Below are 11,280 nucleotides of genomic sequence, written 5' to 3'. Positions count from 1 at the left end.
GGGCATGGCGGGCGCGCGGGCCTGCGGCGCGGCCTGCAAGGGCGGCATTTCCATGCGCACCGGCGCGGCTGGCGCCAAGGGCGGCATCTCCATCCGCACCGGCGCGGCGGACGGCAGCGGCGGAATTTCCACGCGCACCGGCGCGGCGGGCGCGGACGCCGGCATCATGCCCGCCTCATCCTCTTCTTCCGGCAATGCCGACGCGGCATAGGCCGACTGGTAGGCGGCGATCGGGCGCGACGGCGCCGGATAGGCCGTCGGCGGCATGACGGCGGGCGTCTGCTCCTGATAGGGCGCGTGATGCGTGGCCGGTTGAGGCGCCTGTTGCGACGCGTGCTGTTGCGGCTGCTGCGGCGCCTGTCCGGCAGCCTCGTCGAAGGCGCCGTCCACAGTGGCCAGCACCTCGATGCCGCCGTCGACGCTGCGGTTCGACACGATCAGCGCGTCCGGCCCCAGCACCTGGCGCACCTGGCGCATCACGTCACGGCTGTTCAGCCCGAAAAAGCGGCTTATCTTCATGCCCCGTTACCTCCGCCGATGAGCGCCGTCACGCGGACCATGCGCTCATCCGGTATTTCCGTATTCGACAAAACGCCCAACTGCGGCAGGTGGTGCCGCAGGAAGCGCGACAAAGGCGCGCGCAGGACCGGCGACACCAGCAGCACCGGCGCGTTGCCTTGCGACTCCTGACGCTCCAGCGCCGCATGCGTCTCGCGCAGCAAGGTGTCGGCCAGGCCCGGCTCCAGGCCGCCGCTGGTGGTCAGCGCCTGCGCCAGTACCCGCTCCAGCTTGACGTCCAGGCCGATCACGCGCAGTTCGCCCTCGCCGGGGAACCATTGCTGCGTGATGGCGCGGCCCAGCGAGCGGCGGGTCAGCGCGATCAGTTCCTGGATGTCGGGCTGGCCGCCGGTGGCGGCCGCCAGCGCGGCCAGGCGCGGGCCATGCTCGGACAGCGTATCGATGATGGTGCGCATGTCGCGGATCGGCACTTCCTCCGACAGCAGCCCCTGCAGCACCTTCTGCAGCGCCGTGAGCGACAGCGTCTTGGGCACCAGGTCCTCGACCAGCTTGGGCGAATCGCGGCCGATGCGCTCGAGCAGCTGCTGCACCTCCTGGCGGCCCAGCAGGCTGGAGCCGTGGCGGTGCATCAGGTGGTTCAGGTGGGTGGCCACGACCGTGCCGGCATCCACCACCGTGTAGCCGGCCACCTGGGCCTGGTCGCGCAAGCCGCCGTCGATCCATAGCGCCGGCAGGCCGAAGGCCGGGTCGGTGGTGGGCGTGCCCTTGATCTGCATGGTCACGCCGCCCGGGTCGATCGCCAGCCATTGGCCGGGCATGGCCACGCCATGGCCCACTTCCACGCCCGACAGCAGGATGCGGTAGTCGTTGGGCTTGAGTTCGAGGTTGTCGCGGATATGGACCACGGGAGGCAGGAAGCCCACGTCCTGGGCGAACTTCTTGCGCAGGCTGCGGATGCGGTGCAGCAGCTCGCCGTTCTGCGCATGGTCGACCAGCGGAATCAGCCGGTAGCCCACCTCCAGCCCCAGCTGATCCACCATGGACACGTCGTCCCAGCTGGCCTCGGCGGCCGCGGCCTGCGCCTGCGTCACCGCCTGTTGCGGCACCTCGCGCGCGGCTTCCTCGGCCGCCTTGCGGCGCTTGTTCAGCGTCCAGCCGCCCCAGGCCAGGCCACCGGCCAGCGTCAGGAAGGCGACGTGCGGCATGTTCGGGATCAGCCCCATGATGCCGATGATGCCCGCGGTCAGGAACATCACGCTGGGGTTGGAGAACAGCTGGCTGATCATCTGCTGGCCGATGTCCTGGTCCGTGGACACGCGCGACACCACCACGCCGGCCGCGGTCGAGATCACCAGCGCCGGGATCTGGGCCACCAGGCCGTCGCCGATCGTCAGCAGCGTGTAGACACGGGCCGAATCGCTCATCGACATATCGTGCTGGGCCACGCCCACGATCAGGCCGCCGATGATGTTGATGGCCATAATCAGCAGGCCGGCGATGGCGTCGCCGCGCACGAACTTGCTGGCGCCGTCCATGGAGCCGAAGAAGTCCGATTCCTGCGACACCTCGGCGCGCCGCTTGCGGGCCTCGTCCTCGCCGATCAGGCCGGCGTTCAGGTCGGCGTCGATCGCCATCTGCTTGCCGGGCATGGCGTCCAGGGTGAAGCGCGCGCCGACTTCGGCGATACGGCCCGCGCCCTTGGTGATGACGATGAAGTTGATGATGGTCAGGATCACGAACAGGATGATCCCGACCGCGAAGTTGCCACCCACCAGGAAGTGGCCGAAGGCCTCGATCACCTTGCCCGCCGCGTCCGGGCCGGTATGGCCGTGCAGCAGCACCACGCGGGTCGAGGCGACGTTCAGCGACAGCCGCAGCAGCGTGGCGAACAGCAGCACCGCGGGGAAGGCGGCGAAGTCCAGCGGCTTGCGCGTGAACATGGCCACCAGCAGGATCATCACCGACAGCGCGATGTTGAAGGTGAACAGCAGGTCGAGCAGGAAGGTGGGCAGCGGCAACACCATCATGCCCAGCACCATCACGATCAGGATGGGGCCGGCCAGGATCCGCGCGTGCGCGGCGCCATTGTTCTTCAGCATGGAGAGCAGAGCGCTCATTCCTTAGACTCCTTGAGCTGCGGTCTTGGCTTGCGGGTCCAGCGCGGCCGGCACCGGCAGGCGGGACGGCGCGGTCGGCTCGGCCCCCCAGCCAGCGCGCCACGAGCGCAACTGGAACACCCACGCCAGCACTTCGGCCACCGCGGTATACAGCTCGGCCGGGATTTCCTGTCCCAGCTCGACGTGTTGATGCAATGCGCGCGCCAGCGGCGGCGCTTCCAATGTGGGAATCTTGTGTTCGGCAGCCAGCTCGCGGATCTTGGCCGCGATCAGGCCGGTGCCCTTGGCCAGCACGCGCGGCGCGCCGTTCTTCGATTCGTCGTACTGCAGCGCCACGGCATAGTGCGTGGGGTTGGTCACCACCACGTCCGCCTTGGGCACGTCGGCCATCATGCGGCGGCGCGCGGCCTGGCGCTGCTGCTGGCGTATGCGGGCCTTGACGTGCGGGTCGCCCTCGCTTTCCTTGTGTTCCTGGCGCACGTCCTCCTTGGACATGCGCAGCTTCTTCAGGTGGCTCCAGATCTGCCAGGGCACATCCAGCGCGACGATCACCGCCAGCGAGGCCACGATCAGCGCACAGCAGATGGCGACGATGGTCAGCGCGCGCGTCAGCGCCGCCGAGGGCGCCACGTGCATGAGGCCCAGCATGTCGTCGTGGTAGCGCCAGATCACCCAGACCGCCACGCCGCCCACCAGCAGGGCCTTGGCCAGCGCCTTGACCAGCTCGACCACCGTCTGCGAGGAGAACATGCGCTTGAGGCCGGCGAGCGGGCTGAGCTTGGACAGATTGAGTTGCAGCGGCTTGCCCGAGATCACAATCCCGCCCAGCACCACGCTGGACAGCACCGCGATCACGGCCAGCAGGCCGAAGATAGGCAGCAGGGTCATCAGCGCCTGGCCGAAGCCTTGCACGGCCTGCTCCACCATCACGCCCGGATCCAGCGGCACGCGCTGGTCGAAGGCCAGGCCGTTGCGCAGCACCCCGCTCAGGCCCCGGTACAGCGAGCCGCCGCCCAGCCAGATCGCCGCGACGCCGGCGGCCAGCATCATGAACGTGCCCAGTTCCCGGGAACGCGCGATCTGCCCCTCCTCGCGCGCCTTTTCCAGGCGCCTGGGAGAGGCGGCTTCGGTTTTCTCGAGGTCGCTTTCGTCGGCCATGCTCTGCGGTGGTGTCGGCGCCCGTGGATTTTGCGGTTACGAGCTGCCCGCCGAGATTCTAGGAGGCCTGGCCTTTGCGCGATAAGCCAAGAAACGGGGGGAAAGCGGCGCTATTCCGCAATGCGGCGCCGGGCCGGGTCCGACGCCGCCCCGGCCGGCCCCGCCGGCGGCGTTCAGCCGACGGCGGTCAGGGGATGGGCGCCGGCCTGGGCGCCCTGCTCCGTCGCCGCCTGGAAACGGGCATAGTCCAGCCCGATCCGTACCGCGCCCCAGTGTTCCGGCCCCAGATAAACAGGGACGGAGATGTCGTTGACGATCTCGCCGGTGTCGCGCGAATAGGTCTGGAACAGCTGCCCGGCGGTGTTGGCCGCCAGCCGCTGGCCCACCGGGTCGTCGAAGATGCGCTTGTGGCGGGCGCGCGCGATGTCCACCTTCGGGTCGCCCGTGGGCGCGTGCGAATAGCGGCTGTTGTGCGCCGGCGCGTAGCCGCGCGCGTCGACCAGCAGCGCGTAGCTGCCGCCCGGAATGGCTTCCAGCACGCTGTCCAGCAAGCGCGTGAGCGCCTCGTCGATGCCTCGGTCGTAGACCGTGTGGTAGCGCGGCGGATCGCTCTGCGCGATGCGCTGGTAGTGGCGATCGAACACGTCCAGCCCGCGCTTGCGCGCGCCTTCCAGCAGGCGCGCGGCCTGCTCGCGGAAGGCATCCAGCGCCTCGGACAGCAGGTCGAAGGCCGTGTCGCCGGTGCGCGTGGCGGCCAGCACTTCCTGCACGCTCTCGGTCTGGCGCCGGATGCGGTCGATCTCGCCCGACATGCTGCCCACGCGTTCGAGCACGTCGGCGGCCAGCGCCGCGATGCGGCTGACCTCCTCGCTCATGCCGTGGTTGGTGGCGTCGACCTCGCCGATCGCCTGCACCACTTCGCCCACCTGCCGGTTCATGCCCTCGAAATCATGCACGAAGCGGTCGAAATCGGCGCTGGTGCGCGTCAGCACCTCGCCCGAGGCCTCGACGTCGGCGCGCAGCGTGTCGGTCTGGCGGCCGGTGGAATCGACCAGCTCCAGCATTTCGCCGGTATGCCTGCCGATGTCGCTGGTGGCCGCGTTGACGCGCTCGGCCAGCCGGCCGACCTCGCTGGCCACCACGGCGAAGCCCCTGCCAGCGTCGCCCGCCCTGGCGGCCTCGACCCCGGCGTTCAGCGCCAGCAGCTGGGTCTGCAAGGCGATGTCCTTGATCAGCTTGCTGATGTCGCCCACCGAGCGCGCGCGCAGGGTCAGCTGCCCCACCACCTCGGTGAAGGCGGACATCTCGCGATTCATGCGGTCGACCCGCTCCTTGACCTCGGACAGCTCTGCCAGCGCCCGCTCGGCCGCCTGCAGGTTCTGCCCGGACACCTCGGCGATTTCGCGCGCATGCGTGGACGTGGACGCCGACAGGCCGGCGATCTGCGCGCCGCTGGCGGCCAGCGCCTCGGCGGCGCGCGCCTGCTCCTGCGCCAGCGCCGAACAGCGCCCGGCCTGGAACTGGGTGCGCGCGGCGTTGAGCGCGATCTCGATGCTGGATTGACGGACGGTGGCGATGCGCTGGCGCATCGACCCCAGGAAACGGTACAGCGGCCACGCAGCCGGACTGAGCGACAGCGCCCGCTCCGACAGCACGGCCTCGCCCCGGTTCAGGCGGCGCAACAAGCCCCAAATGCCGCCCAGGCGGAATATGGATCTGGCCAAGATACTCTCCTAGTGCCGGCCCGGATCGTCTTCTGTGGAGATCCGTTGCCTGGACGCGCGGCCGCGCGTCCTGTCTCTCGCTGCATGGCCCTGATTCTGGTTCTTATGGCCGAGAGTCTATCACCCGCCCTGGCGCCCGCATTTAAGGGAAATCATCCATGCGGGCGATGGCAAGCGCCGCCGGCGTGGCCCGCCGGCGGCGCGCGGCCGCCTAGAAACCCAGGCTGGCCAGCAGGTCGTCGACCTGATCCTGGCTGGTGACCACGTCGGCCTTGCCCTGCGGGCTGACCTGAGGACCGTTGAGCAGGCTGTTGGCCTCGTCGCGCCGCTCCTGCGGCACGTTGTCCAGCAGCACCTGCAGCAGCTCGCGCTCGATCGCGCCCACCACGTCCATCATGCGCATGATGACCTGGCCGGTAAGGTCCTGGAAGTCCTGCGCCATGATGATTTCCATCAGCTTGGACTGGGTCTCCTGCGTCTGCTTGGGAACGTCCTGCAGGAACGCGCGGGTGTCCTTGACCAGCTCGCGGGCCTCGGGCATTTCCAGCGGCTGGTCGAACCACTGTTGCCAGCGGCTGTCCAGCGACTGCGCCGAACGCGACATGCCGTCCTGGATCGGGCCGGCCGCCTCGGTCGCGTTCAACACGCGGTTGGCGGCCTGCTCGGTCATCTGCGCCACATAGCGCAAGCGGTCGCGCGCGTCGGGGATCGCGTTGGCCGCGTCCTTGATCGCCTGGTCCAGGCCCAGCTCGCGCATGCTGTCGCGCAGCATGCGCGTGAGCGAGGCGATGCGGTGAATCAGATCTGGGGATTCCGCCGGATCAACATTTTCCGTCGTGCTCATGGCGCACCTCAGCCTGCGATTTTCTCGAAGATCTTCGTGAGCTTCTCTTCCAGCGTTGCCGCCGTGAAGGGCTTGACCACGTAGCCGTTGGCGCCGGCCTGGGCCGCCGCCACGATGTTTTCCTTCTTGGCCTCGGCCGTCACCATCAGCACCGGCAGCGTGGCCAGCGCGGCGTCGGCGCGGATCTGCTTGAGCATTTCCAGGCCGTCCAGGTTGGGCATGTTCCAGTCCGACACCACGAACTGGAAGCCGCCGTTGCGCAGCTTCTCCAGCCCGATGGCGCCATCCTCGGCTTCATCCACATTCTCGAAACCCAGCTCCTTGAGCAGGTTGCGGATGATCCGCCGCATGGTGGGGAAGTCATCCACCACCAGAATCTTTATGCCCTTGTCTACCATCTTCCTACTCCAAAAGAAATGTGCTTGGGAACGATCGCGAAACCCCGCGTCAAACGCGGTGGCCGCGGTCTCCCAGGCGAGTCAGAATGCGCTCACTCATCGCGGAAAGCGAAACCACCTCTTCGGCCGCGCCGATGGCGATGGCTTCGCGGGGCATGCCGAACACCACGCAGCTGGCTTCGTCCTGCGCGATGGTGTGGGCCCCGGCGCGGCGCATGGCGAGCATGCCCGCGGCGCCGTCCTTGCCCATGCCGGTCAGGATGACGCCGATGGCGTTCTTGCCCGCCGCCACCGCGGCCGAATTGAACAACACGTCCACCGACGGGCGGTGGCGGTTGACGGGTTCGCTGGCTTCCAGTTCGATGACGTAGTTGGCGCCGCTGCGGCCGAGCCGCATGTGCGTGTCGCCGCCCGGGGCCAGATAGACGTGGCCGGGCAGGACCCGTTCGCCATGCACGGCTTCGCGCACCGTCACCGCGCACAGCGCATCCAGGCGCTGGGCGAAGGACCGCGTGAAGCCGGCCGGCATGTGCTGCGTGATCAGGATCGCCGGGCTGTCCGGCGGCAAGGGCTGGAGCACTTCGCGGATCGCCTCGGTGCCGCCCGTGGACGCGCCCACGATCACCAGTTTTTCCGAGCTGGAGAGCGGGCGGCGCAACGCCGGGGCCGGCGCGGCCGCGGGCGCGTGCGGCGCCGGCGCGCGCAGCTTGGCGCGCGAGGCGGCACGGATCTTGTCGGCGATGATCTCGGTGTATTCGAGCAGGCCGTCGCGAATGCCCAGCTTGGGCTTGGTGACGAAGTCGATGGCGCCCAGTTCCAGCGCGCGCAGCGTGATTTCGCCGCCACGCTCGGTCAGGGACGACACCATCACCACCGGCATGGGCCGCAGGCGCATCAGCTTTTCAAGGAAGTCCAGCCCGTCCATGCGCGGCATTTCGACGTCCAGCGTCAGCACATCCGGGTTGTGGCGCTTGATCAGCTCGCGCGCCACCAGCGGATCGGGCGCGGTCGCGACGACCTCCATGTCCGGCTGGCTGTTGATGATCTCCGTCATCAGGCCGCGCACCAGCGCGGAATCGTCCACACACAAGACTCTGATTTTCTGCATTTTTTGCCGCCTGGGCGGGCCTAGGCCCGGCCCCCGCATTCATAGACCGTCTGACCGCGCAGGCGGAAATCCTGGCTGATGTAGGTGAAGTTCTCCGAATGGCCCGCGAACAGCAGGCCGCCCGGCTTGAGCAAGGGAACGAACCGCTCCAGGATCCTGGCCTGGGTCGGCTTGTCGAAATAGATCATCACGTTGCGACAGAAGATGGCGTCGAACTTTTCATTGATGGGCCATGACGGCGCCAACAGGTTCAGGGTGTCGTAGCGCACCATGTCCGCGATCTCGGGCCGCACCCGCACCTGGCCGGCATTGGCGCCGCGCCCCTTCAGGAAGAAGCGCTTGAGCCGCGACTCCTCCATCTTCGCCACGCGCTCGGCCGGATAGACCGCCGCGCGGGCCCGGTTGAGCACATTGGTGTCGATGTCCGTGGCCAGCACGGTGGACGACGAGGCGCGGGGACCCAGCGTTTCGGCCAGCGTGATGGCGATGGAGTACGGCTCCTCGCCGGTCGAGGCCGCGCAGCACCAGATCGATACCGGACCGCCGCGGCTGCGCGCGAAATCGGCCAGGATCGGAAAGTGATGCGATTCCCGGAAGAAGGCCGTCAGGTTGGTGGTCAGCGCATTGATGAAGTCTTCCCACTCCGGCGCGTCGGGCTGGCGCTCCAGCTGGTCCAGGTAGCTGGCGAAATCCTGCCGCCCCAAGGCGCGCAGCCGCCTGGCCAGGCGGCTGTAGACCATCTCGCGCTTGTGCGCGCCCAGCGAAATGCCGGCACGCTCGTGAATCATCTTGCGGACGCGGGAAAAGTCCGCGTCCCGGAAATCGAATTGGCGGTCCACCGAAATGGACGGCGCCGCATTTGCCGCTGTCGCCACCGCTAGCCTCAGTGTTCAAGCGCAAGCGCGTCGGGCGCCTGCAACCGTGTGCCGTCAGCGGCCGGGCGCTGGCCCGACAGGCGATGCGCAGGCACTTCGATGACCTCGCCGGCGTTGATCTTGAACACCGCCACCGCTTCGGCCAGACGCTGCGCCTGTTCCTGCAGCGAGCCCGCGGCCGCCGCGGCCTGTTCCACCAGCGCCGCGTTCTGCTGCGTCACCTCGTCCATCTGCGACACCGCGCGGTTCACCTGGTCGATGCCGCTCGACTGCTCTTCCGACGCCGCCGAGATCTCGCCCATGATGTCCGTCACGCGCTTCACCGACGCCACGATTTCCTGCATCGTCGCGCCCGCGCGTTCCACCTGCTGCGAGCCCGCGCCGACCTTGCCGACCGAATCCTCGATCAGGCCCTTGATTTCCTTGGCGGCCTGGGCGCTGCGCTGCGCCAGCGAGCGCACTTCGCCCGCCACCACCGCGAAACCCTTGCCCTGCTCGCCCGCCCGCGCCGCTTCCACCGCCGCGTTCAGCGCCAGGATGTTGGTCTGGAACGCGATGCCGTCGATCACCGACACGATCTCGGAAATCTTGCGCGAGCTGGCCGAAATGCCCTGCATCGTCGCCACCACTTCCGACACCGCCGAACCGCCGCGCTCGGCCACGTCCGACGCGCTGGCCGCCAGCTGGTTCGCCTGGCGCGCGTTGTCCGCGTTCTGCTTGACCGTCGAGGCCAGCTCTTCCATCGACGCCGCGGTCTCTTCCAGCGAGGCCGCCTGCTCTTCGGTGCGGCTGGACAGGTCCGTGTTGCCCGCCGAGATCTCGCGCGAGCCGACCGTGATCTCATCGACGCCGCGACGCACGGTCGACACCGTGCGCGTCAGGCTTTCCTGCATGCGCTTGAGCGCGGCGAACAGCTGGCCGATCTCGTTGTGCGAACGCACCTCCACGCGGGTGGTCAGGTCGCCGGCGGCGATCTTGTCGAAATGCTGACCGGCTTCGACCAGCGGACGCACCACCAGGCGCCCGAACACCACGCGAGCCAGCACCATCAGCACCAGCGCCAGCCCGATGGCCACCGCCACCGCGATCATCGCGCGGTTGAAGTTGGCGTCGGCCTGTTCGATCGTGGCCTGCTGCTGGTCGCCGATGTACTTGCTGAACTCGCCGATGGCCTCGATGAACGCGGCGCTACGGGGCGTGCCGTATTCATTGTTGACCATGTAGAAGGTCGAATAATCCTCGCTGCGCAACGCCTCGACCATGGTGTCCACGCCATCATCGATGTAGGAGCGATAACGGCGCACCAGGTTCATCGACAGCTGGCGGCCGGTATCGTCCTGCAGCATGTTCTTCTGGAAATCGGCGAAGCGGGCCCGCACGCCGGTCAACAGGTCGGTCGCGCCCTTGAGGGCGGCCGCCGCGTCGCGGGCGGAATTCTCGCCGCTGCCCCAACCCGATTCCTGCAGGTGGCGCGCCGCCACCATCAGGCTGACGCGGGCGCGCAGCATGTCGCTGTTGATCACGTCGACCTGCTTGGAGCGATCGGTCAGCGCGTTCACTTCGCGGATGGATTCAAAGTTGTGCTGCAGGAAAAACGCCGCCAGGCCGCCCACGGCGGCGATCAGCACGGCGAAGAACGCCATCACCCACAGCAGCATCGTACCGACGCGCGCATCGCGCAGGCGCAGCTTGCGCTTGACCTTGGGCGCGCGCCCGGCTTTCTTCTTGCCGACCTTGCCGGGTTTCGCACCGGATTCGAGACTCGCTTCCATCTTCCTCCCCATCCTTCTGGAACAACTCAGACCAAAAAAACCGCCCGGCCCGCGACGGACTTTCCGCCGGGCCGGAACGACGCGCGCCCCGGCCTGGCCGGGGCGTCATCCGTGGAATGTCAGGACTTGGCGGCCCCGCTCTTGCGCACGGGCTCGGGCGGCGCCGCGGGCACCGGTATCGAGATCGTTTGCACCTCGGGCGGCGGCGCGGGGGGAGCCGGCTCCGGATTTTCTTCCGGAGGCGGCGCCGGTCCCAGCAGCTTTTGACGCTCCCAAGGTTCCAGCAGAATATTGGTGCTGTCCACGAGGCGCAGCAGACGGCCGTCGGGACCGAACTGCAGCAGCGCTTCCTTGCGGCTGTAGAAGCCGTCCGGGACAAAGGTGATCTTGAAGGACCAAAGGGCCAGGAAGGTGCCGTCGGTCTGCTTGTAATACTTGTCGGGCGGCGCGGTGAGCGCGCGCGAGGCCTCTTCCAGCGTGGTCTTCCCCGGCGTCAGGGTCGAGAGTTTGCCCGGGTCGAAGTTGTGCCCCGTCGCCGAACAACCGGCCAGCAACGCCGCCAGCGCGGCGCTTGCCAGAAGATGAATGTAGCCTCGCATACCTGCCCATTTGCCGGATCGACCGGCGTCAGAAAGATTCCCAATCGTCGTCCGGCTGCGTCTGTCGACGAGGCGCCGACGCAGGCGCCGGGCGCAGCTTCTCGTCCGTGGCGGCGGGCGTCGCCGCCGCGCGGCGCGCCGGACGCGCCGCCGTGGCGCCCTCGGC

At 68.3% G+C, this 11,280-nt stretch carries 9 protein-coding genes and 1 pseudogene; all 10 read right to left on the bottom strand.

Features of this window, described 5'->3' with window-relative positions; translation table 11 throughout:
- A pseudogene (locus AC6LJ9_RS29245) lies at positions 1-519 on the bottom strand (flagellar biosynthesis protein FlhF); the annotation flags it as partial.
- Complete coding sequence (gene flhA, locus AC6LJ9_RS29240) at positions 516-2,636, bottom strand: flagellar biosynthesis protein FlhA (protein WP_212317868.1); 2,121 nt, start codon at positions 2,634-2,636, stop codon at positions 516-518. The gene flhA and the pseudogene AC6LJ9_RS29245, both read right to left, overlap by 4 nt.
- Positions 2,637-2,639: 3 nt before the next feature.
- Positions 2,640-3,794, bottom strand: a complete 1,155-nt coding sequence (flhB, locus tag AC6LJ9_RS29235; protein ID WP_212317870.1) for a flagellar biosynthesis protein FlhB — start codon at positions 3,792-3,794, stop codon at positions 2,640-2,642.
- 173 nt (positions 3,795-3,967) lie between these two features.
- Positions 3,968-5,518, bottom strand: coding sequence for a methyl-accepting chemotaxis protein (locus tag AC6LJ9_RS29230; protein WP_498150271.1), 1,551 nt, complete (start codon positions 5,516-5,518; stop codon positions 3,968-3,970).
- Positions 5,519-5,729: 211 nt separating this feature from the next.
- Positions 5,730-6,362, bottom strand: coding sequence for a protein phosphatase CheZ (gene cheZ, locus AC6LJ9_RS29225; RefSeq protein ID WP_103274014.1), 633 nt, complete (start codon positions 6,360-6,362; stop codon positions 5,730-5,732).
- Positions 6,363-6,370: 8 nt separating this feature from the next.
- Complete coding sequence (gene cheY, locus AC6LJ9_RS29220; protein WP_103274013.1) at positions 6,371-6,760, bottom strand: chemotaxis response regulator CheY; 390 nt, start codon at positions 6,758-6,760, stop codon at positions 6,371-6,373.
- Positions 6,761-6,809: 49 nt separating this feature from the next.
- Positions 6,810-7,868, bottom strand: coding sequence for a protein-glutamate methylesterase/protein-glutamine glutaminase (locus AC6LJ9_RS29215; RefSeq protein ID WP_212317872.1), 1,059 nt, complete (start codon positions 7,866-7,868; stop codon positions 6,810-6,812).
- 20 nt (positions 7,869-7,888) lie between these two features.
- Positions 7,889-8,743, bottom strand: a complete 855-nt coding sequence (locus AC6LJ9_RS29210; RefSeq protein ID WP_498150270.1) for a CheR family methyltransferase — start codon at positions 8,741-8,743, stop codon at positions 7,889-7,891.
- An 8-nt stretch (positions 8,744-8,751) separates the two neighbouring features.
- Positions 8,752-10,515, bottom strand: a complete 1,764-nt coding sequence (locus AC6LJ9_RS29205) for a methyl-accepting chemotaxis protein (RefSeq protein WP_498150269.1) — start codon at positions 10,513-10,515, stop codon at positions 8,752-8,754.
- A gap of 119 nt (positions 10,516-10,634) precedes the next feature.
- Positions 10,635-11,114, bottom strand: coding sequence for a hypothetical protein (locus AC6LJ9_RS29200; protein ID WP_498150268.1), 480 nt, complete (start codon positions 11,112-11,114; stop codon positions 10,635-10,637).
- Between the last annotated feature and the right edge of the window lie 166 nt (positions 11,115-11,280).

The organism is Achromobacter sp. 1011811831 (genome assembly GCF_059760905.1).
Note: the sequence above shows the minus strand (reverse complement) of the source record. Positions and strands in the feature narration are given on the sequence as shown.

Bases quoted from the DNA above. Each gene is read 5' to 3' on its own strand.
- AC6LJ9_RS29215 (WP_212317872.1), bottom strand. From the start codon at position 7,868: ATGCAGAAAATCAGAGTCTTGTGTGTGGACGATTCCGCGCTGGTGCGC.
- cheZ (WP_103274014.1), bottom strand. From the start codon at position 6,362: ATGAGCACGACGGAAAATGTTGATCCGGCGGAATCCCCAGATCTGATT.
- flhA (WP_212317868.1), bottom strand. From the start codon at position 2,636: ATGAGCGCTCTGCTCTCCATGCTGAAGAACAATGGCGCCGCGCACGCG.
- cheY (WP_103274013.1), bottom strand. From the start codon at position 6,760: ATGGTAGACAAGGGCATAAAGATTCTGGTGGTGGATGACTTCCCCACC.
- AC6LJ9_RS29200 (WP_498150268.1), bottom strand. From the start codon at position 11,114: ATGCGAGGCTACATTCATCTTCTGGCAAGCGCCGCGCTGGCGGCGTTG.
- AC6LJ9_RS29205 (WP_498150269.1), bottom strand. From the start codon at position 10,515: ATGGAAGCGAGTCTCGAATCCGGTGCGAAACCCGGCAAGGTCGGCAAG.
- flhB (WP_212317870.1), bottom strand. From the start codon at position 3,794: ATGGCCGACGAAAGCGACCTCGAGAAAACCGAAGCCGCCTCTCCCAGG.